The following is a 21,445-nucleotide window of genomic DNA, read 5'->3' on the forward strand; positions in this document are numbered from 1 at the left end:
TTGTCGGACGATCGCGCGCGGTCAGTTCCGCGCGAACGGCATGATGTGGTTGTCCTCGAACCGCGCCCAGATGTAGTCCCCCGCCGTCAGCGCATCGTGCTTGTCCTGCGCGAACGGCTTCTCGTAGGTCTTGATCAAGCCGTCCACGCGGTCGATGGCGTAGAAACCGTCACGGACGGCGGTCGGTTCGGTGCCACCGGCCTTTTCGATTGCTCGCGCAATGACCAGGATGGAGTCGTAGGCGTTGGCGACGCCAACCGCCGGCGTCACGTCCGCAGGCCCCTTGATATCCGAATACTTCGCCTGCAGGGCCGACATTACCCGCTTGCCGACCGGCGACAAGTTCCCGAAGAAGCTGTAGGTCTGGACGAAGATCACGTTCTCCGCGCTCGGCCCGGCGAGCTCGGTGAAGCGGCCGCCGGCCGGCCCCCAATGCGAGACGATCGGCGGCGCCCAGCCCATGCGGTCGAGCGATTTCACCACCTGGGAGGACGGTCCGACATTGCCGACCAGGTAGAGCGTGTCGGCGCCGGCCTGCTTCAGCCGCGATAGCTGGGAAACGACATCCACGTCATTGCCTTCGAACTTCTCGACGCCGGCAGGCTCAATTCCTGCGGCCTTCAATGCCGCCTTCAGGCCATGCTCGTTCGACTCGCCCCAGGGATTGTTGACGAGGATGAGCCCGGGCTTCTTCGCATTGTAGGTCTTGCGCGAGAACTGGACGATCGCCTTGTCGACCTCATCGTCCATGGCCGAGACGCGGAACACGTAGTTGGACGGCGCGCCGTTCCGCGTGATGTTGGTCCCGGCGGCCCACGGCACGACGAACGGCACCTTGACGTTGTTGACGAACGGCACGATGGCGAGCTCGACCGGCGTGTCGAGGCCGCCGACCAGGACCGCGACCTTCTCGCGCTGAATCAGCTCGCGCGCGGCAATCAGCCCTTTGGCCGGATTGCTCTCGTCGTCGCGGCGGACGAGCTCGAGCGGACGTCCAAGTACGCCGCCCTTCGCATTGATTTCCTCGATGGCGATCGTCGCTCCGCGGGTCAGCGCCTCGCCGGCGCGCGCCGACTGCCCCGACAGGGCGGTCACCAGGCCGATCTTGATCGGTTCGGCCGCGCGCGCGCCAGACGTGAACGGCAACGCGGCCAGCAGGATCGTCGCTGCGGCGTGCCAAGCCGGCCAACGACGCGCAGGTCCGGACGAAACTATGCTCCTGAAGTTCATCTTCGGTGTTCCTCCGCTGATGGCGGCCTCGGCATCGAAGCCGCCAGTTCCTCCGCTGCCGCTTATGCGCGGACTTGACGGAAGTAAAAACTTTCTTCAAAAATATTCCGATGTCAAGCGAGCGATCAGCCGCGCGGAGAAAATTCCGATGAACCCAAGGAATGTCGAGGCCCGCGACGTGTTGATCTCGATCGCGGAAGATGGCGACCGCCTGTCGCGCGGGGAAGCGGTACTGCGCTCGGATTCTGTCGGACCCGCCCTCGCCGCCCACGGGCGCTATCGCTACAGCGCGATCGGGCAACGTCCGGATTTCAATTGGCCGCAAGGACGGCGGCTCGCCGTCTATGTCGGTCTCAACCTCGAGCATTTCGCATTCGGCGACGGACTCGGTGCCGAGCTCTGCCCCGGCGGTCCGCATCCGGACGTCCTCAACTACGCCTGGCGTGACTATGGCAACCGTGTCGGCGTGTGGCGCCTGATCGAGCTGTTCGACGAGTTGGAGCTGCCGCTGTCGGTGCTCGCAAACAGCAGCATCTATCACTACTGCCCTGAAGTCATGGAGGCATTTCGCGCCCGCGGCGACGAAGTCGTCGGTCACGGCCGCACCAATTCCGAGCGCCAGGGTGTGCTTGCGCCCGACGAGGAGCGTCAATTGATCGCGGAAGCGACCGATGTCATCGCGCGAGCCGAAGGGCGGCGGCCGCGCGGCTGGCTGGGGCCCTGGATTTCGCAATCACAGGTCACGCCCGATCTGCTGGCCGAAGCAAGCTACGAGTACCTGCTCGACTGGTGCATGGACGATCAGCCGGTGTGGTTCTCGACGCGGAACGGCGGCCGCATCCTTTCAGTGCCCTATCCGCAGGAGTTGAACGATATCCCCTCGATCGTCGGTCGCAAGGACTCCGGCGAGCAGTTCGCCACCATGATCACCGACACGTTCGAGGAGATGCTGGCACAGTCGAAAAGGCAATCGCTGGTCATGGGAATTGCGCTGCATCCCTATCTGGTCGGCCAGCCGCACCGCCTGCGTCCGCTGCGCCGCGCTCTGCAGACAATCCTGGCGCGGCGTGACGAGATCTGGATCACCACCGCGGGAGGCATAGCCGCGTTCTCGCGCGCGCTACCGGATGGCATCGTCCCAACATGATGAAAACAAATCGGGCCCCGATCGCCTCGCCTTTGCAACGAACCGGAGACGACCAGTGAGCACTGTCGACACGCTGTTTCGAAACGCCCGACTGGTCGATGGGCGCACCGTCGATATCGCCGTATGCGACGGCCGCATCATCTCGATCGCGTCGCACTCCCAATCCCCGGTCGCGGCCCGCGAAACCCTTGATCTGACCGGACGCCTGGTGTTGCCGGGGCTGGTCGATGGTCATATCCACCTCGACAAGGGCTTCGTCGGCGACGATTGGAAGTCTCACCGCCCCTGCACCGCCGGTTTCAGCGTGCGCGAGCGCGTCAAGTTCGAAAAGGAGGCGCTTGCCGGCGCCAGGCCGATTGGGGTGCGTGCGGCGGCGCTGATCGACCTCTGCGTCGCGCACGGCACGACCCAGATGCGCAGCCACGTCGATATCGACCTTCAGGTCGGGTTGCGCAATCTCGAGCAGGTCATGGCGGCGCGCGACGCGCACCGCGACAAGGTGTCGGTCCAGATCGTCGCCTTTCCGCAAAGCGGCATCGTGACATCGCCGGGCGTGGCCGGACTGCTCGACGAGGCGGTACGCGCCGGCGCGGACCTGGTCGGCGGCCTCGATCCGGCGGGTTACGATGCCGACATCGACGGGCATCTCGACGTCATCTTCGGCATTGCCGACCGGCGCGGGGTCGGCATCGACATTCACCTGCATGACGGCGGCTTGCTCGGTATCTTCGAGATCGAGAACATTGCACGCCGGACGAAGGCCCTCGGGCTCGGCGGCAAGGTCACGATCAGCCATGCCTATGCGCTCGGCGAGGTGCCGCGTGACGCCGTTCAGCGCACCGCGCAGCTGCTCGCGGAGGCCGGAGTCGCGATCTTGACTAACGCGCCCGGAGCGCATGCGTTTCCGCCGGTGTTGCTGCTGCGCGATGCCGGCGTCAATGTGTTCGCCGGCAATGACAACATCCGCGATTCCTGGTGGCCCTACGGCGATGGCGACCTCCTGGAGCGCGCCATGATCGTCGGCTACCGCTCCGGCTTCAGCACCGATGCCGACCTGGCGGCGGCCTTCAACATGGTAACCACCAATGCCGCGCAGGCCCTCGGCCTCCGGGACTATGGGGTGGCTAAGGGCGCGGCGGCGGACTTCGTCGTGCTCGACGCGCAGCACGTGCAAGAGGCGGTGGTGGCCCGGCCCAGGCCGCGCGACGTCTACAAGAACGGGCGCCTCGTCGCGCATGGCGGCACGATCGTGACGGCAGCGCGCTGATGTGGATGTAGAGACCGGAACATCGGGAAGGTTACCCCTTGACGAGCCACCGCAATAGCGATCTCAATCCCGCGAGCCTGCACGGCAAGGCCCCGCATCCCGTTGAACATGATGGGCGGGGACATATTGTCGGCGCTGGGCTCGTACAACCTGAGAAAAGCTTGTCCCGTGACTGAAACGACAGCATCGACCAATCCAGCCCGCAGCGCCACGCGGGGCAGACGGGCCCGCGATTCCGCGCTGACGAAGGAAGCGATCCTGCACGCGGCGACGTTCGAGTTCTGCCGCAACGGCATTGGCGGGGCTCGGGTTGAAGCCATCGCGAAGCGCGCCAAAGCCAACATGCGGTTGCTGTACGCCTATTTCGGCGACAAGAACGGCCTTTATCTCGCCGTGCTCGAACACGTCTACACCGAGATCCGCGCGGCCGAACAGCAACTCAAGCTCGACGACCTCGATCCCGTCGCGGCCATGCGCGAGCTGATCAACTTCACGTTCACCTTTTTCGGGGCGCACCAGAACTATATTGCCCTGATCAACAATGAGAACCTGCAGCGCGGGCGCAACCTGCGCAAATCGCGCAAGATCGCCGACCTCACGCTGCCCTTGGTCGCGAGCATCGAAAACATCCTTCGCCGGGGCCTAGCGGTCGGGCTATTCCGCAGCGACGTCGATCCGGTTCAGCTCTACGTCACGATCACGGCCATGAGCTATTTTCACGTCTCCAACCGCTACACGCTGTCGGCGATGTTCGACAAGGATCTGGGAGAGCCGGACTGGCTGGAGAAACGTCGCCACCACGCGCTGGACGTGATCATGACCTGGTTGACGGCGATGGCGGCCGCAAGCGAGGGAAAACGGCAACCGTCGGCAGCCAGAACACCCGCCGGCGCCGCACGCTAGCTCACGCGCGGCAGATTTCGAACAGCCTGCTGGTGCGAGCTAAGGGTGCTCGCTTCACCGGGCAGCGACGACGCCGTCGCTGCGGGGATCGCTGGCGCCCTCGAGCAGTCCGTCCGGATGCCAGACGATTGCGCCGGCGTGGCCCATGAATTCCTCGAACGCGCCGACCACCTGGATGTCGTGGCCGAGCGCCCGCAGCGCGTCGACAACGGCAGGATCGAAACGCGATTCGACCTTGAGATTGTTGTTCTCCTCGCCCCATGTGCGACCGAGCAACCAGCGCGGCGCGGTCACTGTCGACTGAAGGTCCTGACCGTGCAAGGCGTAGCGCGTGAAGATCGCGGCCTGGGTTTGCGGCTGCCCTTCGCCGCCCATCGTGCCGTAGGACAACAGCCGGCCATCGCTGAGTTCAGCCATTGCAGGCTGAATGGTATGGAACGGCAGTCGCCCAGGTTCCAGGCGGTTGATGTCGGTTTCGGCGAGACCGAAGCTCGTCCCACGGTTCTGCCAGGTGACCCCGCTTTGGGGGAGGATGACGCCCGAGCCAAACTCCCAATAGATGCTCTGAATGAAGCTGACGCCGAGGCCGTTCCGGTCGGTCGCAGCAAGCCAGACCGTATCGCCCTGGGTCGGCGGGTCAGGCCAGCGCGCTGCATGATCGATGGCGACGGTCTTTTCGAGCGCCGCAATGGACTCGTCGGTGAGAAACCCGGCAGCCGCCCGCGCCATGTAGTCGGGGTCGGTCACGTAGCGATTGCGGATGCGGAACGACGCCTTGGTGCTCTCGACCAGCCGATGCAGATGATCGACCCCATCCGCCTCCTTCGCCATGCGCCGGGCATAGAGCGCAAGAATCAACAGCGAGGCCAGGCCCTGCGTCGGCGGCGGCATGTTGAACACCTTGTGCCCCGCCACATCGACCGACAGCGGCGTCACCAGTGAGGCTTGATGCTGCTCCAGATCGGATAGGCGGAGCGGGCTGCCGAGCCGTTCGAGATCAGTCGCCATCGAACGCGCCAGGTCGCCGCGATAGAAATCGGAAAGGCCGGCTCGCGCCAGCTGCCGCAACGTGTCTGCCACGCGCGGCTGCTGCAACCGCGTGCCGACCGCAAGCGGACCGCCCTGCGGCAGATAGACCTCGGCAAAGCCCGGCACATCCTGCAGTTCAGCGCGCTTCTTCGTGGAGTTGTCGTGCAGGGTCTGGGTCACGGCGACGCCATCGGCGGCATAGCCGATCGCAGGTTCGAGCAGCCGCGACAGCGGCATGCGCCCCCCATGGCGATCGCGGCTGAGCTCATAGGCCTTCTGCCAGCCATCGACGGTCCCGGCAGCGGTGAGTGCCGCGAGCGGTCCGCGGCTTGGGATGGTGCTGCAGCCATGCTCGCGATACCAGGCGCGGCTGGCGGCCTTCGCCGACCGTCCGCACGCCTGGATTCCGACCGGCGCAGAGCCCGCCCGGCCGACCAGCCAGAAGCTGTCGCCGCCGAGGCCGTTCATATGCGGATAGACCACCGCGATCGTGGCGGCGGACGCAATCATCGCCTCGACCGCATTGCCGCCCTCGGAAAGGACGGCAAGCCCGGCCTGCGCCGCAAGGTGATGCGGCGCGGTCACCATTCCGCTATAGCTTCGCTTGGTCTGCAGCATGAACGCGTTCCCCGAAAACTGCAGTTTGTAATAATGTTCTTACTTACATTGTCAAGCGGCCGTCGCCTGGCCGCCGCGGCGCGAACTCTGCTGGCGGAGGTGCCGCGCGTGGTGGATCGAAGCGAAAGCCGAACTCGGCCGCGCGAAGCTGCGCGTCAGCGGCAGCGGCCGGGTCGCCGGATTCCCGGAGGTCCTGAATCTGTTCCGAAAAAGATGCAAAAAATGTAGTCTCCCGAACCATGGCGACGATCCACGAATTCGGCCCCTACCGCCTCGACGCGGAAGCCGTGATGTTGTTTCGAGAGTCCGAACCGGTCGCGCTCGGGCGGCGCGCGGTGACGCTGCTTCGGCTGCTTGTCGAGCAGGCCGGAACGCCGGTTTCCAAGGACGCATTGATGCAGGCGGCGTGGCCGGGGCTTGCGATCGAGGAGAGCAATCTGACGGTGCAGATCGCCGCTCTGCGGCGGGTATTTGCCGACGTCGAGGGCGGTACGACCTGGATCGAGACCCTCCCGCGCCGCGGCTACCGCTATGTCGGGCCACTGGTCGCCGCCGAATCCGGCGCCGGCCTGCCCACCTCGCCGGCAATAACGGTGCCCGATGGGCCGTCGCTTGCAGTGCTGCCGTTCTCGAATCTCAGCGGCGATTCCGCGCAGGAATATTTTTCCGACGGAATCACGGGAGATATCATCGCCGAACTGTCGCGTTTCCGCTCGCTGTTCGTTGTCGCTCGCCACTCCAGCTTCACCTACAAGGGCAAGACGCCCGAGATCAAGCAGGTCGGCCGCGAACTCGGCGTCAGGTACGTGGCCGAAGGAAGCGTGCGCAAGATCGGCAGCCGGATGCGGGTGACCGTCCAGCTTCTCGATGGCGCGAGCGGTTACAATCTCTGGACCGAGCGCTACGACCGCGAACTTGAAGACATCTTCGCGCTGCAGGACGAGATCGTCCGCGCAATCGTCGCGGCCCTTCCGGGCCGGCTCGAGGACGCCGGCCGCGAGATCGCCAGACGCAAGCCGACCCCGAGCATTACCGCCTATGACCTCGTTCTGCTGGGCAACGAGCGGTGGCGTCAATTGACCGTGAAGGGCATGGCGGAAGCCAGGCAGTTTTTCCGGGACGCCGTCGCGCTCGATCCGCAATATGCCCGCGCTCACGTCAACATTGCCTGGACGATCGTCTGCGACGTGTTTCTCGAATCGCCCGGCACGGCGAAGCTCGACGATGCGCTGAGCGAGATCGAGACCGCGCTCGACATCGACGGCGGCGACGCCTGGGCCCATGGCGTCTTCGCGCAATTGCTGTTCCTGCGTCGCGAGGATGCCAAGGCTGAAATCCATTTCAGCCGAGCTCTCGCGCTCAATCCAAACGACGCCGATGTCGCCGCCGTTTTCGCGAACATTCTGGTCTACTGGGGACGGTGGCGAGAGGCACTCACATGGATCGATGCGGCCAAACGACTAAATCCCTTCCCGCCCAATCTGTACCACTGGTACCACGCGCTCGGGCTCTATTCGGGGCGCCGGTACGATGAAGCAGTCAAGACGCTGATGGAGGCGCGATCTCCCGACCGCTGGTCGCACAGTCTGCTTGCCGCCTGTTATGCGCAGATGGGTCGGCACAGCGAAGCGCGATCCGAAGCCGAAGCGTTCGTCACGGAACGTTGTCGTGAAATGAGCGCGAACGGCGCAACGCCGCCGGCGAACACCCTCGATCTCGTTCGAGCGCGGGCCGAAAGGTACAGAAATTCAGTCGATCGCGAGCACTTCCTCGACGGCTTGCGCAAGGCCGGCCTATCGGGCTGAGCCGTAACGAGGATCACAACAGGCTGTTTCTGACAGTCGTGTGTCAGTCAGACGATTGGCAAATCAGCTGCCGGAGAGCAGACGTTGGAGCGAGACGCCTGTCGAGTTGCCGATGATCCGAACGTGAATCGATCGAAGCCTGCGCGTGCTGAACCGCCGCTGCTGTCCGGATTGTGCAGCGGTGCAGGATCGGAGTTTGGCGTGGGGCAATTCGAGGCCCATGGTGGCGAGGGAGCACTACCGCCCTTCCTACCCCGCATCCGATGCGCGCTGTGCGGTAGCAGCTCTTTATAGAGGTCGAGGACGAAGGGAGGCGTCCCCGCGGAGAAACGCAGCGCCTGATCTTTGAATCTTTTGGATCTGACCTGGGATCAGGTCGATCTGAGGAGATTGAGAATCGGAAAACTCCATGAAGGCGTCCGTGGTTTCGAATATCTGATCCACGAGCCCGCGATGCTCTGGTTCAATGATGGAGTAAATGTCGGGTTTGTCGCACCTCCACCATCCTGACCATAGCTCCGCTTTCTTCTCATTGGGATCAAAAATAAAGATGAGCGCCCCTCCGTCCTCATGGATGAGCTCAGCGGGCACGCAGTCGTGTTTGATCAGCGTTTGCAGAACGTGGCAAAACTCATACCCAAATACGTACACGTCAGGCTTTAGCTTAACGACTATAGGTTGGTTTGCGTTATCGTACCCGAAGGCATCTGTGCTGCTTGGCGGTCGAATCACCTTGATGCCTTCCTGCGCCTGCGCCATGACGCGAATCGCTGAGCTGCCCGCTCGGAATGAGTGATCCTGGTAGGTCAGCCGATACGTCAGGCGCTCACCTCGATACCCTTGGGAGCATTAGCTGTCCGTGCCCGACGCTCTGAGACACGTCGCTCTATGCCGCGCCGGCGATCGGGTATCGGAGCTTGTGGATTCCGCACGTTGCTCCTTCGCCTGACAAGAATTCTCCGATCAGCCATCCTGCGTTCCGAAACCACTATTCGGTTGTCTCTCCGCACTGCGTTTGCCGATCCGGCAAGAGCACTCTCCCGGCGGACGGCATAGGCCCGACGCGCCACCACTTCGCGGAGCGCCAGCCAGATGAACTCGCTGTTGGTGGAAAGATATCGCCGCCATAATTTGCGCGGCTCCATCATCAGCCGCCAGAACCACTCGAGACCGAGCGATTGGAATAGCCGAGGAGCGCGCTTGATGAAGCCGGCCAAGACGTCGAAGCTGCCACCCACCCCCAGGATGACAGGAACTTGCAGCCGTTCCCGATAGCGCTCACTCCACACCTCCTTGAACGGAGACGGCAAGCCGATAAAGAGAATGTGGGCGCCGCTCGCTCGTATCTCATCGACGATAACGTCATGCTCGTCCGGACCGAAGTAGCCGTTCCGGAAACCAGCGATCTTGAGTTGCGGAAAGCGCGCCTCGCAGACGCGCACGAGCTTTTCGACGACGTCCTGATGCGCCCCTAGAAAATAGACACAAAGTCCGTTGGACGCGGCGGCCCTTAAAAGTCCTTCCATCAGATCGATGCCGGCCACGCGTTCCGGCATGTGTTGACCTGACGCTCGTATTGCCCAAACCACCGGCATACCGTCCGCTACCGTCATATCGGCCGCGGAACATGCGTGCGCCAACTCCGCGTCTCGCCGCATCATGCAGAGATGTGACGCATTGATCGTCATCACGATGTGAGAATTGTTCGAGCGGCGACAGATATCGACACAGCGCTGCGCCGCCTGATCGAGCGTAACCGCATCAAATTCGACGCCCAATAGGCTTACGTTTTGCTTCATCTGCTCAACTTCCCTGCGGCGATTGCCGATTGGCTTGCCACCGAGCCACTTGCTCGGCGTCCAGGCGAGCCGTGGCAGCTCGTTTACCCAGTCTCAGACACGCGTGCTGATAGGTACGAAGAAAACGTCTGAACTCGGGGTCATTGTAGCGCGGCAACCCCTTTGCCCAGCTGCTGAAGTATCCCCAAAGCATCGCGACGCTTCCGATGAACATTGGATGCGCGCGAAGACGGGAAGCCGCCACCGCCAGATAGTAAAACGGCGAGGTGCCCATGAAATACTGACCAAAGCCAGCGCGAATTCTGCCTGCCCAGATACTGTTCTGGCTGGCCCCTTGCGGACGAAGGTGGACGAACCGGATTGGTTCTGAATCGACGCTCTCGGCGATCCAGCCCAGCATTCTGGCGCGGTGGCAATCGATGCCATCCCACATGACCTGTCGCACGAATCCCCCGATCTGCTCGAAGCACGCAACGCGATAGAATTTCGTCATTCCAACCGACATTTCATCGCCGCAGACCTCGGGCACGAGATCGCCGGTTTGGGGATGAACGAACCAGGGTTTGCCGGAGGTCGTCCCGATACGTGGATTACCCTCCATTCGCTGCATCAGCAGTTCGAAGTACCGAGGCGGCAGGTCGAGATCCATATCAAGCTTGCACAAATAGCCGAAGTCGCCGAGGGACACTTGATCGAGACCATCGTAAAACGCCTCAATCACGCCGGGCCCCACCCGCCGGTGGCCTCGATCCTGGCGGCGCACGACACGCAGATAAGGCAACCGCGCCGCATACTCTTCCAGGATCTGCGGCGTCTCGTCAGTGGATCCATCGTCAACGACGATCCACAGTGCTGGCGGCACCGACTGCGCAGCCACGCTGTCGAGCGTGCGGCGGAGATAGGCTCCCTCATCGCGGCAGGGCGAAATCAGCACATAGCTGCGCGGCGCCGCGTTGCGCGGAGACCCTGAAGCACTGTTAAGCTCGTCCACAGCCCTACTCCCGGTAATATCCTTCGGACCTGACCCCGTTTCTTGCCTCGATGGTTCTGAGCTCAAGAGGGTCAATCTGGTTGAGCACGATGGTCGACACGCGCTCACGGATGAGCTGCGTTACAGACAACGCTTCGAGCACGCTCGTACGCTTGGTCTGACCGCATTCCACAACGAACACGAACTCATCGATGAAGCGCTCGATCAACCTTGCGTCGACCACCGACATGATCGGCGCCACCTCCACCACGATGTAGTCATAGGATTTCCGTGCAACGGCCAGCAGGTTTTCCATTTCCTGCGAGCCCAGGAGCTCCGCGGCGTTTGGAATCCTGACCGTGCACGCATTTGGCAGGACATCCAGCCCCGAATGCGGCCGCTTGCAAACAAACTCGTCAAGACGAGAGGGATCTTCTAGCGCGTCGAAAAGCCCGACCTTCGCATCCGGGGAAAGCGCAGTCGTGAGATTCCGGAGATGAAGGTCGGCATCGATCAACAGCGTGCGCGATCCAGAGGACGACAATATGAGCGCGGCAAGGTTGGCGGCAACGACAGTCTTTCCCTCTTTCGAAACCGCCGACACGACGCCGATGACCTTGCCCCCGGTCGAGGCGGACGAACGGTCGAGCATCGCCTTCACATTGCGAAGGCCTTCCGCGAAGCGGGAGAAGGGGGCAGCAAGGACATGCTCCTCGATTGGCAATTGACCAGCGTAGACGAAGGGCAGTCCGATGCACCGTGTTTCGGTCACCTGTTCGACGGCCTTGGGCGTCCGGAACACGTCCGCCATCCATTCACGTCCGAAGGCAGAGCCTATGCCGAGAAACAGGCCAAGAAAAATGCTGCCTGCCGCCACGATGAGGGTCTTCTTGGAACTCTTTGTCAGCGGCGGAACTGCTCTTGTGATGATCTGCGCACTCTGGGCCGGAAGCGTCTCCGCCTGTGCCGCCTCGATCTCCTTATGCTTTTGCAAGAATCCGCTATAGAGATTGCGCAGCGCCTCGGCGGCGCTCTCGAGTTCGCGCAGCCGGCTTCCGGTTTCCGCGGAAAGCTTTGCGGCCGTGTCTTCGAGTTCGGTCTGCCGTGCCTTGGCGACTTCGTATTCGCTGGCGTAGGAATCGGTAATGCGACCCTCGTCGGACCGAATGGCGGCGTCAACGCTGTTGAGTTGCGCACGAAGCTTGACGACAGCCGCGTGCTTGCGACCGACGCGAGCTTCCATTTCCGTAAGGCGAGACGCAAGGTCGCGCTTTTGCGTGCGGAGACGTGCAAGTTCGCTGTTATTGAGCGCGAAGTTGATGACTGCCGCCCGCTTGTCGTTGAATAGCGCATCCGTCGACACGGCTGACGGAATCCCGTTTGCCTCTGTCCGCTTGATACGGTCGAGGCGCTCCTTTGCCTCGACTGCCGCGAACTTGGCGTTCATCAGCTGGGTACTCAGACTTGCCAGGAGCTCGGTATCCTGCGCACCAGTGCTGCTGAGGTTGTTAGCCGTCTTGAAGTCCTGCAGCGCCTTGTCCGCGTCGGCTACCTGCTTCTTCAGCTCAATGAGCCGCTCCTGCAGCCATCCGCTCACCTTCTGCGTCGACCTCAATTTTGCGTCCTGCAGGGACGCGAGATAGCTATCCACGATGCCGTTGGCGATCTTCGCAGCCTTCTCCGCACTCTGCGACTCGACCGTCACATTGATAACGTTGGCGACATCCTCTCGCGCAATTGTTACGCGCTTCAACAGAGCTTCGAGAGCAGCTCGTTCAGCCGCAGTTGTGGCTGCCGCCGTGCTGGCGCTCCCGTCCGTGGCGCTCGCAAGCGCAGATCGGCCGGCAAACTCGCTATCACCGGCCAGATTCAGCGAACGAATGACCGGCAGCATTACCCTGTCGGATGAAAGTACGTAAAGCTGACTGCCGACCTCCACTTCGTCCATCGTCGGTTGATCCACGATCTTGTTGGTCTGCAGATAACGATTGAGACTACGATCGATGAGGATGCGTGCACTGCTCTTGTAGGGCGCCTTCATGACCACAACGGAAGCCACAGCAGCCGCCAGCCCAATCAACAGTCCGATAACGGGTAACCGCCATTCGCGGCGCAGAACGTCAATGATGTCCCACAAGCCGAACGTCGGCCGGGCCGCCGCTGGCGGACCGTAGTCTTCCGCAAGCGGCTGGCCGTATTCCTGAATGACCAATTGATTGGTTCTGGTGTCCATGACTTCGTTTAATCAGTACGCCGGTTGGGAGAGCGGTGGTGTCGGCCGCGAATGCATCTCGGGAGCCGGCAAAAAATTGACGCTCGTGATGTGATCAGCTGGACGTTGCGGCCGACGGACATTCAGAAGATCATGCACGATGAGTTTGCTGGCACGTCCGTCACCGAATGGATTGGCACCGAGAGACATGGCTTCGTGCTCCGCTGGCACATCGAGCAGGCGTTCGACGCCCGCGACGATACGAGCCGGGTCGGTGGTGACCAGGCGAGCGACGCCGGCGTCAACGGCCTCCATGCGCTCGCTGGTATCTCGCATGACGAGCACGGGCTTGCGAAGCGCCGGTGCCTCCTCCTGAATTCCACCGGAATCGGTAAGGATGAGATACGAGCGCGTCATCAGGTAGACGAACTCGGGATAGTTCAGGGGCTCGATCAGGAAGACATTGGGCGCATCGCGTAGATGATCGAATACCGGCCCGCGTACGTTCGGATTCAGATGAACGGGATACACGATCTGAATGTCGTCCCGCCTGCCGATTGTCTTCAATGCCTCGCAAATTTGCCGGAACCCGGATCCAAAGCTCTCGCGCCGGTGTCCGGTCACGAGAACAAGTCGCTTCGAAGTGTCGAGCCATGAGTATTTCACCTCGAGCGACCGGCGAAGCTCGCCCGGTTGAGCGATATTTGCGGCCATACGAAGCAGCCCGTCGATCACGGTATTGCCGGTGACAATGACGGCGTCTGACGGATACCCTTCCTTCAGCAGGGCTGAACGCGCACGCGACGTCGGTGCATAATGCCTCGTCGTAACGACCGCAGTAACCCGCCGATTGGCCTCCTCCGGCCATGGACTCATGAGATTGCCGGTTCGCAATCCCGCCTCGACATGCCCGACACTAACCGACCGGAAGAACGCGGCAAGTGCAGCCGCCGTACTGGTTGCGGTGTCGCCCTGTACAAGAACGTAGTCCGGGTTGTAGTCGGCGATGATCGGATCGATTCCGGTCATGACCGCGCTGAACACTTCGCTCAACGACTGGTTGGGTCGCATGATGTTCAGGTCGTAGTCAGCCTTCAACGAGAAGGCCGACATCACATCGTCGAGCATCTGACGATGCTGGCCCGTCACGCAGACTCGCGAATCGATTCCCTCTGCTTCGCCCAGCGCCAGCACAAGCGATGCCATTTTGATCGCCTCTGGACGAGTACCAAATACGCTAAGAATACGCATGAAGCCCGACGCCGCCTGTGTTCAATAATTTTGCCGTGTTGAATATTCTTGCCGTATCGAAATGATGCGGCACGCTACCGGATTTTCCCGGCGCGTTCATCGCCAACGTTGGCTCGGCGCACGTTAAATGAAATTTATAGCTAATTGTCGGAGTTGCCGCGGAGGGCGTTGCGCATCATCGATGCCAGTTGTTATCAGGCGGTTCCAGATTTAACCTTTTCGGGTTAACGCGCACTCAGTCGTTGTCCGCTGACGTTCTTCGCTGCTGCCAGCGAGTTCCAGATTTAACTTCTCCAGGTTAACGCGCATTCGCTGTACCGTTCGCAATCATCGTCGGCGCATCCTCGCGCCTTCATTCGCAACAGCTCGGCGAGAACACGCGCAACGAACTCCAATGACAGGCACGCATTATCCAATTTCGGTAAAATTTGGACAAAACAAGATTAAATAGCGTATGTGGACTTGCGTTGATTGGCGCCGTTCTTGACAACGATCAGCGCGCAACTCGCTCCTGGTCGAGGGCTTCCGGAAGTCGTGCGGCCGGCACTTTCCGGCATTTGATAGGTCGGAGACAACGCCTCGTGGAAGGCAAGGTTCTACTCCTCTCGCAGCGTCGGATTTCCGATCTTGTCGCATTTTGCCTCAGCTATGAGTTCGAGGACAATTTGGCGGCGATGACGCGCGCCGATCGGTTCGATGTTCAAGATCGCGCTGCACTGGAGTTCTCTCGACGTGTCTACAAGTGGACGCGCCTTGCATCAGGATCGACCAAACTGGCAGGTGTGCTGGCACCCTCCCCGCCGCAGCTGCCGCTGCAACGCGATTATGAACTGTTCTTTCCGATCTTCAGCAATGCGTATCAACTGCACGCGCTCACGGCGATTCCCGACTGGCGCAAGCGGTGTCGCAAGGCAGCATGCTTCATCACTGAAGTCTGGGCAGATGACATCCCGGAGTATCTGGTCGAGCTCCTATCCGGATTTGATCATATATTTGTCGGCCTGCATCACTGCGCACCGCAGATCGCGCGAATAGCAGGTCGACCGTGCAGCTATCTGCCGCTGGCGGTCGACGTGGAGCGGTTCGCGCCGAAACCCGAGCAGCAGCGATCGATCGCCGTGTGCAACATCGGGCGTCGTTCGGCGACGACCCACGCCGCGTTGCTGGCCGGCGCCGAGAGAGAGCGCTTCTTCTACTACTACGACACCGTGGCGGCGAGCGGTTCGAACCGAAAGGAAAGGACGTTCCGGGTCGACAATCCGGAGGAGCACCGCATCATGATTGCGAATATCCTTCAGCGCAGCCGCTATTTCATTGCCAATCGCAGTCACGTCAACAACCCGGAATTCACGGCCGGCCGAGACGAGATTTCCGCTCGCTATTATGAAGGTGCTGCAGCCGGGGCGGTGATGGTTGGAGAAGCGCCGCGCACCGAAGAGTTTGCACGGCAGTTCGACTGGCCCGACGCCGTCATTCATGTACCCTTCGATTCGTCCGACATTTGCCAGATCCTCGAAGCGCTGAACGCAGAGCCGGCGCGACTGCGAGCGGTTCAGAGCGCAAACGTCCGGGAAGCCGCACTGAGGCACGATTGGCTCTACCGCATACAGGCGGTATTCGACATCCTCGGTATTGTTCATACCGATCAAATGCGCGCACGAGCCGACCGTCTGCGCCAGATCGCCGGATCCTTTGAGCTGCCAGCGGCTGCCTGAAATCGTCACCTCGCGTGGTGCGGAGCAATGCGGCGTTTCCGCCGGTTTATGGTTAACGGCCTGTTAAGCGGCGGCTGCTACATCCCGGCAGGTTGGCGATCCTTTTCATATGATCGCCACGGTGTCGCGAACGTCCGCAACGGCGGACAAACGTCAAGCTGCGTATCCAGGCATGAAGCGCTCCAGTCAGCTCCCCTCGGCTCAGGCGGCCATCCTGAATGCGCCGCCTTTGCCACGTCAGGCAGACAGGCTTGCCGCACCTCTGCGACGGCGTGGCGCCTGGACGCAGTTCGTCGAAGCCCGCCTGCGCGAGCCCGTAAATCCAGAGCGCGATCCCGCCGAGCCGCCAGACAGTCCGACCGACAAGCAACCGACGATCATTGGCGACGATCCGAGCTTGCCGAACGGTGGGCCGACCAATGAAGCTCATCCGCTCCTTGACCTGGAACATCCCCTGCAACCGATTGTACTCCCGCAGGATGAGGTCAGTCGGCGCCTGAATGAGGCCGCGGAGGACATCGGACGCCGGACGAACGTGGCTCGGCCTGATGCCGGACCGGATGACGGGTCCGTCTCCCCTGCGGCCGATCCAAACGATGCTTCAGCGGAGGAATGCGAGAGCCGCACGCAGCCAGCGCCACCGGGCTCGTATGCCCGCACAGCCGTAACCTCGTACACGCCTGAGGCAGATGAAGGAGAGGGATTTAGTCCGGCCGGAGACCCAGATCCGAACTCGGTGCCGCCGGTGTCAACCGGTCCAGCAGTGCCGCCGCCGCGGCAACCGCCCGTGCACACCAGCACTGCCGAGGCGAGCGTCGCGGTGCAGGAACAGCAGACGATACTCATCGAGAAGCTGATCGCCGAAGAACTTCAGAGCTCGCCGCGAGACCGACGTTCCGTCACCAGCGAATGGAAAGTGCGCAACTTTGCATGGTTCCTCGCTCCAGCAACGGTTCTGCTTGCGATTGGGACCGGTATGCTCATGCGGGGCAACGTTGCATCCCTGTTCAATACAACACCCCAGGTTGTCAGCCATTCGAACGCGACGCCCGTTCAGTCGCCGCCGCAAGGCAGACGCAAGCTGAAACCGGCAATTGCCACGTTCGTACATCGTGCTCCGATCGAAGCAGCCGCAAGCGCACCACCCGCACGTTCACTGCCGACGACGTATGGGATTTTTGCGTCAAGCAACGGGCGGATGATCCGGCTCGAGCCGATGAACATCCGCCTTCCCGACAGCCGGATCGCCGTGTCGGTATTGACCACCAAGCCGCGCACCGTTGTGGTGCCGCACGGCCCGCTTTCGTTTGTCGCGTATCAGCGCGAGCTTATGACAAGCGCGCCCGACAACGCACAATTGCGCATTCTCGCCCAGGTGGCACGAACACCGTCGTCACCGGCGGTCGCTATGGCCAACGATGCCTGGGCGATCCGGTCCGTTTCCGTCGACCTGACCGTAGCGCCGGTCCCTGAAAGCCGCGAGATGGTCGAGCTGCAGCCAGTGAACCCCGATCTCGTCCTCTCACCCGGCCGTTACGTGCTGGTCTTCAAAAACCAGGCCTACGACTTTGTCGTAGCCGGCAAGGTTACCGATAAGGCCCATTGCCTCGAGAGGGCGGAAACGCCGGACGGCGATAGGTTCACCGAGTGCCGCAACCTCCCGTAATGTACGGGCGGCCCGGTCCTAGGGCGGCGTCGACGCGACCGCGGCCGGCGGCAACTTCGTCGCTTTCGCAGTGGCGGCACCGACGCTGAGCTGGCCGGTCCTACGCCAAAGCAGCAGCCCTGCTCCGCCGCCGATCGTACAGATCGCAAGCAGCACAATTTCCCCGCGCCCCAATCCTCCAGAGATCAGCGCGTAGGGCAGCATGCCCAGCCCCATCCAGAAGAGCTTTTGCCACTGGTAGGAGTCGTACCTCTTGCCAAGATTGCGACGCTTGAGCCACAGATCTTTCGCTTCGCGCGAAAACGGAAGAACACGTCGGCACACGGCCGGCACAAGGCGAAGCGCGAGCAGCAGGGCGAGAAACATCGTCAACGCGACCACGATACGATCGTCGCCGCCTGACAGCAGTCGGAACACCGGCAGAATGCAAAGGCCGAGGACGATCCTCAGGAATGCCCCTGCGGGCCACGTGTCCAAGTTAATCAGGAAGCGCTCAAAGGAGGTCATGGGCGTGATCCAGGATCAGGAGTTGACTTGCAGTCGTACAATGCCGAAATCGCGCAGCAAGGACCACGCGAGTTGCAGTGGCCGCGTGATCCTGAAGACCCCGACCACGACAGTCAGGTAGGCCGTCACACAGATCACGCTCGCGACGGGAATTCGCAGCAACCGCGGCAATTCCTGCAGGAATGCCTCCTGTATCGAGAACGCGACCGCTACGGCGACCAGCGCGGCAATGGTCTGCGGCGCTGTGGCGCGCAGGACGTCCCCGACGCTGATCCCGACAGGCCTGCCGGCGTAGACGAGCGCAGGAACGAACAGCACAAACATCGTGACTGTGTAGGCGATCGTCACGCCGACCACGCCGAACGGCAGTCCGGCTGCAAGCGCAACCAATTGGCAGATTGCACTGAAGATGCCCCATCGCATCCACCGATCGGGACGCCCGACCGCGACATGCACCCAGCCGAGAGTTCGCTCGATGCAGTCGGCAATGCCGCGAATGGCGAGGATGCAGAGCAAGGGGCCCGCGGGAGACCATTTCTCTCCGAGAAGTACGATCACGATGTCATGAGCGCTCACGGCAAGGGCCGCAAAGGCAGGCCCCGAAAAGTAGCAAAGCAATGACAGCGCGCCTTCCCAGGAGCGCTTCAGTTCGGCCGCACTGTGCTGGAGCTTACTCAGTCCCGAAACCGCGATGTTATGCAACGGCTCACTGAGAATCGACAGCAGGTTGTTGTAGATCGTGAAGGCGTTCTGAAAATAGCCAAGCGGCCCTGCACCGAGGAAATACCCCATCGCGATTCTGTCCGCCGAACGAGCGAAGTAATCCGTCATGGTGAAGCCGGTGACTCCCAGCCCGAACCGCAGCAGTTCCTTGACCATAGGCGTGAGCCTGGGCCTGCCCGGTATCCATCGACAGGCGGTCCAGGCTCCGACGACGGTCAAAGCCGACGTTATGATCGGCTTGGCGATCAGCGCCCAGTAGCCCCAGCCCGAAAGCGCCAGTCCAACGCTTGCAGCGCTTCCGATGATGTTCGCCGATATGTCGATCATCGCGATGCGGCGAAACTGCATTGCCCGACGCATCAGCGCATAGTGTTGCGTCGACAAGGCCATCATCAGGAAGGTCACCGATAATGCCAACGCCATGCCCGCGAGCGATGGCTCGCCGAAGGCACGCGCTATCCACCGACCAGACGCAGCCAGCACGACAGCCAGCACGACGCCGATCAGAACATTCAGCCAGAACAACGTGCTGACCTCGGCGCGCGAGATGCTGCTCCGCTGGGCGGAGGCCTCGCTCATCCCGAGATCGACGAAAAGGGGCGCGAAGCCGATCAGGGCCAGCATCATGGCCACCAACCCGAAATCGTGCGGCCCGAGCAGTCGCGCCAGTACGATCGTGGAGGCCAACTGAACGAAGATATTCAGTCCGCGCGCAGCAATGAACGCCACGCCGCTGTGCAGCGACCTGCGGCCAAGGCCAGAATATGGCTTGTTGTCCGCAAAATACTGATCGGTGCGTTCGTTCCGATGCACGGGTCGTTCCCGTTCAATTCGCTGGATTCTGGCCTTGAGGTGCCCGCTCAAGCCAGATTTCCCGCCAATAGGGATAGATGGCGCGCGGGCAGAAGCGGCGGCAGATCGCATAGCGCGCCTCACACACGACATCCTTCAGGATGATCGCGTCCGTCTTGAAACGGACCATCTTGCACGAACCTTCGTCGATGATCTGCTTTTGACGCCTCTCGACCTCGTACTCGCGTTCGGTGAACGGCACCATCTCCGGATCGAAATACAGGCCGCGGTTGCGGTAGTTGCAGTCCAGTGTTTCGAGGATGTCCTTATACGGCTTGACGCGCACGACGTCGCCCACCTGCAGATCAAGCCGGGACTGCGGGACCTTGCTCCCCTCCGGCACGCCGAAGGGCCTGATTGGATAAGGCACGCCACCTCTCATGCGCTGGAATGTGTCGTAGATCCAGCGCATCGCGGTGCCGATGCCCAGCCCCGCTTCGGTGACCGTACGCCAGACCGAGAACGTCAATCCGGCGACGAGATCCTGCAGCCGAACGTTACCCGAAGTGTAGTCCTCGACATACTGACGCGGATCCCACCACTTCAGGGGTTGCGTGGCGAATTTTACCTGTGTGTTCTGGCAAACGTAGGTCGGCTCGGTTTCGCCCACCTTCGGCGGATGCTTGATCGTGCTCCACAGCGTTTCCTCGCTGCAGCCGCCAGACCTGGACGGCTTGCCCGAGCCATTTGGCGACGGCCCTTTCTCGCCCGCCGGCTTCAACCAGGCGTCCTTCCAGAATATCAGACAGGCCGCCTCGCAGCCGTCATGAGCCGCGCCGTTGCAGCGGATGTTCTCGAGATGGACCGTGTTCAGCATCTTGCGCCCGCCGATACCGAGCGCGGGATCGCAGGTCTTGTGAGCTCGCTTGCCGACGCGAAGCGTCTTGCCGCAATGCTTCAGCATCTCGGGCATGAAGGGCATTTCCTCCAGGCGGCCGTTGGCATCCAGCGTCGCGAGGATCTCCTCCTTGCTTCTGACCTCCACCAGGTCACCAGCGCGAAAGATACTTGAGAATAACATGCTCATATCATGCGCCTTGAGATAAATCCTGCAATCAGAACTTCACCGGCTGCGTGACGTCCGCGCAACCATCGTCAGATCAGTGTCAACTTTCGCCCGAAAAATGCCTCGGCGAAGCGTTCCGTAGCCCTGCACTCCATGCCCCGAATCCGTGCGAGGCCGCGAAAGGTGTCTGCATCGAACCACTGCTTGGATCGCTGCGTCCCGAAATGCTTGAGCAGGAGTTCAATCTTACGATCGAGCGCCGCCGCCGATACCGGCATGTAAACGTTGGGTTGACCGAAGTCGCCATCCCACTTCGGAATCTCATATTCCAGAATCTGATGATCACGAAACGTGTTCCAGGTCAGGCGGCAGACCTGGCGATGGTCCTGATGGGCATCATCCCTGCGATGCGTCAGAATGACGTCGGGCTCGACCCGCCGCTTCAGCGATTCAAACCATTCCTTGATGGCTTCTCCCCTTTCCGGGAAGAATCCATCGGGAAACGACAGCACCTCGACATTCGCGGATGCAGCCTCGCACAAGAAGTCGGCCGCCGATGCTCTGGCCTCAGCCTCCCGTATGGCGCCACCGCTTAGAACGCACCAATGCACGTCCAGTTTGATACCGCGCTCGATCAGCCCCAGCAGCGTCGCTCCCGCGCCGATTTCGATATCATCCGAATGGGCGCCAAGGCACAGCATCGACAGCTGGTCTCCGGGCCTGGCAAGCTGCAATGCTCTCATTC

18 protein-coding genes are annotated in these 21,445 nt (G+C 61.7%); 7 read left to right on the forward strand and 11 right to left on the reverse strand.

What is annotated here, in order from left to right; genetic code table 11:
* Positions 1 to 21: 21 nt before the first annotated feature.
* Positions 22 to 1,146 (reverse strand): ABC transporter substrate-binding protein, encoded by a 1,125-nt coding sequence (locus XI02_RS36100; RefSeq protein ID WP_016840205.1) that lies wholly within the window; start codon positions 1,144 to 1,146, stop codon positions 22 to 24.
* A gap of 232 nt (positions 1,147 to 1,378) precedes the next feature.
* On the opposite strand from XI02_RS36100, the gene XI02_RS36105 reads away from it, so the two are divergent.
* The 3 genes from XI02_RS36105 (at position 1,379) to XI02_RS36115 (ending at position 4,547) form a co-directional block, all read left to right on the forward strand.
* Entirely contained in the window at positions 1,379 to 2,377 is a 999-nt protein-coding gene (locus XI02_RS36105; protein ID WP_370142687.1) for a polysaccharide deacetylase family protein, read from the forward strand.
* 55 nt (positions 2,378 to 2,432) lie between these two features.
* Positions 2,433 to 3,644: an amidohydrolase family protein gene (locus XI02_RS36110; protein ID WP_172646996.1), complete on the forward strand. Its 1,212-nt coding sequence runs from the start codon at positions 2,433 to 2,435 to the stop codon at positions 3,642 to 3,644.
* A gap of 126 nt (positions 3,645 to 3,770) precedes the next feature.
* A complete protein-coding gene (locus tag XI02_RS36115; RefSeq protein WP_244981030.1) occupies positions 3,771 to 4,547 on the forward strand; it encodes a TetR family transcriptional regulator in 777 nt (258 codons plus the stop codon).
* A 54-nt stretch (positions 4,548 to 4,601) separates the two neighbouring features.
* Here XI02_RS36115 and XI02_RS36120 read toward each other — a convergent pair whose 3' ends face one another.
* Positions 4,602 to 6,194, reverse strand: coding sequence for a gamma-glutamyltransferase family protein (locus XI02_RS36120; protein ID WP_018273466.1), 1,593 nt, complete (start codon positions 6,192 to 6,194; stop codon positions 4,602 to 4,604).
* Between the two features lie 239 nt (positions 6,195 to 6,433).
* Here XI02_RS36120 and XI02_RS36125 point away from each other — a divergent pair, with 239 nt between their 5' ends.
* Positions 6,434 to 7,999, forward strand: coding sequence for a tetratricopeptide repeat protein (locus tag XI02_RS36125; protein ID WP_172646995.1), 1,566 nt, complete (start codon positions 6,434 to 6,436; stop codon positions 7,997 to 7,999).
* A gap of 288 nt (positions 8,000 to 8,287) precedes the next feature.
* On the opposite strand, the gene XI02_RS36130 is transcribed toward XI02_RS36125, so the two are convergent.
* The 5 genes from XI02_RS36130 to wecB are packed head-to-tail and all read right to left on the reverse strand — an operon-like array spanning position 8,288 to position 14,186.
* Complete coding sequence (locus XI02_RS36130; RefSeq protein ID WP_172646994.1) at positions 8,288 to 8,758, reverse strand: hypothetical protein; 471 nt, start codon at positions 8,756 to 8,758, stop codon at positions 8,288 to 8,290.
* A gap of 59 nt (positions 8,759 to 8,817) precedes the next feature.
* Positions 8,818 to 9,798 (reverse strand): WecB/TagA/CpsF family glycosyltransferase, encoded by a 981-nt coding sequence (locus tag XI02_RS36135; protein ID WP_172646993.1) that lies wholly within the window; start codon positions 9,796 to 9,798, stop codon positions 8,818 to 8,820.
* 4 nt (positions 9,799 to 9,802) lie between these two features.
* Positions 9,803 to 10,789, reverse strand: a complete 987-nt coding sequence (locus XI02_RS36140) for a glycosyltransferase family A protein (RefSeq protein ID WP_016844250.1) — start codon at positions 10,787 to 10,789, stop codon at positions 9,803 to 9,805.
* Between the two features lie 4 nt (positions 10,790 to 10,793).
* Complete coding sequence (locus XI02_RS36145) at positions 10,794 to 13,001, reverse strand: AAA family ATPase (RefSeq protein ID WP_172646992.1); 2,208 nt, start codon at positions 12,999 to 13,001, stop codon at positions 10,794 to 10,796.
* Positions 13,002 to 13,013: 12 nt separating this feature from the next.
* Positions 13,014 to 14,186, reverse strand: coding sequence for a non-hydrolyzing UDP-N-acetylglucosamine 2-epimerase (gene wecB, locus XI02_RS36150; RefSeq protein ID WP_371814008.1), 1,173 nt, complete (start codon positions 14,184 to 14,186; stop codon positions 13,014 to 13,016).
* Positions 14,187 to 14,812: 626 nt separating this feature from the next.
* Between wecB and XI02_RS36155 the strand changes: the two genes are divergently transcribed.
* Both XI02_RS36155 and XI02_RS36160 read left to right on the forward strand, forming a co-directional pair.
* The gene (locus XI02_RS36155) at positions 14,813 to 15,946 is read left to right on the forward strand and encodes a glycosyltransferase (protein WP_172646990.1); all 1,134 of its coding nucleotides are present in this window, start codon (positions 14,813 to 14,815) and stop codon (positions 15,944 to 15,946) included.
* Positions 15,947 to 16,055: 109 nt separating this feature from the next.
* Positions 16,056 to 17,612, forward strand: coding sequence for a hypothetical protein (locus tag XI02_RS36160; RefSeq protein WP_172646989.1), 1,557 nt, complete (start codon positions 16,056 to 16,058; stop codon positions 17,610 to 17,612).
* An 18-nt stretch (positions 17,613 to 17,630) separates the two neighbouring features.
* On the opposite strand, the gene XI02_RS36165 is transcribed toward XI02_RS36160, so the two are convergent.
* Genes XI02_RS36165 through XI02_RS36175 form a run of 3 tightly spaced genes read right to left on the reverse strand, consistent with a single transcriptional unit; the run spans position 17,631 to position 20,511 of the window.
* Positions 17,631 to 18,119: a hypothetical protein gene (locus XI02_RS36165; protein ID WP_172646988.1), complete on the reverse strand. Its 489-nt coding sequence runs from the start codon at positions 18,117 to 18,119 to the stop codon at positions 17,631 to 17,633.
* Between the two features lie 15 nt (positions 18,120 to 18,134).
* Positions 18,135 to 19,706, reverse strand: coding sequence for a lipopolysaccharide biosynthesis protein (locus XI02_RS36170; protein ID WP_210290998.1), 1,572 nt, complete (start codon positions 19,704 to 19,706; stop codon positions 18,135 to 18,137).
* A complete protein-coding gene (locus XI02_RS36175; RefSeq protein WP_129965242.1) occupies positions 19,669 to 20,511 on the reverse strand; it encodes a hypothetical protein in 843 nt (280 codons plus the stop codon). Before XI02_RS36175 ends, XI02_RS36170 begins: the two co-directional genes overlap by 38 nt.
* Between XI02_RS36175 and XI02_RS36180 the strand changes: the two genes are divergently transcribed.
* Positions 20,494 to 20,706: a hypothetical protein gene (locus tag XI02_RS36180; RefSeq protein WP_129965243.1), complete on the forward strand. Its 213-nt coding sequence runs from the start codon at positions 20,494 to 20,496 to the stop codon at positions 20,704 to 20,706. The two genes, XI02_RS36175 and XI02_RS36180, sit on opposite strands and share 18 nt — an antisense overlap.
* 83 nt (positions 20,707 to 20,789) lie before the next feature.
* On the opposite strand, the gene XI02_RS36185 is transcribed toward XI02_RS36180, so the two are convergent.
* Entirely contained in the window at positions 20,790 to 21,443 is a 654-nt protein-coding gene (locus tag XI02_RS36185) for a PIG-L deacetylase family protein (protein ID WP_018273472.1), read from the reverse strand.
* Between the last annotated feature and the right edge of the window lie 2 nt (positions 21,444 to 21,445).

It is taken from the genome of Bradyrhizobium sp. CCBAU 21365 (assembly GCF_015291305.1).
GTDB lineage: Bacteria > Pseudomonadota > Alphaproteobacteria > Rhizobiales > Xanthobacteraceae > Bradyrhizobium > Bradyrhizobium elkanii.